The following is a 556-nucleotide window of genomic DNA, read 5'->3' as shown; positions in this document are numbered from 1 at the left end:
ACACCTAGTAAAGCACCAAAAACTATCCCACCACCAATAATCAGTTTTTTGCGAGAAGCAGTGGGTTGCTCTGGTATAAAAGCTGGAGATATAACACGCACATTACCAATATTTTGGTTTTCGGCTAACTGCACTTCTTTGAGTTTTTTTAGTAATGATTCATAACTTGCTTGAGATGCTTGCAATTTCCGCTCTAGTTGTCTTTGAGTCTGTTCTAATTTAGGTAACTTTTTTGCTCTTTCTTTATAAGCAAGCAAATTTTGAGATAGTTGATCAATTTTTTTCTCTAAAGCCAGATAATCTGTTTCAGTGCGTGCAAACTCTTGGAGCAAGTTTTGTCGCAAATCTCCAATCTGGAGATTCTTCAGAGCAGGTTGATTTTTGCCAATAACTTGTCCTGTCTGCTGCTTGAGTAAGCTCTGAAAAACTGCAACTTTATCTTTTAAATTTAAGACTTTAGGATGTTCTGGCTGAAGACTGGTGAGGGCTACTTTCAACTGGCTTTGTGCTTCGTTCAGTTGAGCCAAAAGTTGCTGAGTTTCTGGTGTTTGATTCA

The 556-nt window shown here is 37.9% G+C and carries 1 protein-coding gene; it reads right to left on the bottom strand.

Annotation, left to right across the window (positions count from 1 at the left end; all coding sequences use genetic code 11):
- Positions 1 to 556 (bottom strand): GNVR domain-containing protein (locus tag CALSC_RS25155; RefSeq protein WP_327331802.1); only part of this gene is annotated, 556 nt, incomplete at both ends.

The organism is Calothrix rhizosoleniae SC01, from assembly GCF_900185595.1.
In the GTDB taxonomy this organism is placed as follows: Bacteria; Cyanobacteriota; Cyanobacteriia; order Cyanobacteriales; family Nostocaceae; genus Calothrix_A; species Calothrix_A rhizosoleniae.
This window is presented reverse-complemented; position numbering and strand designations above follow the sequence as displayed.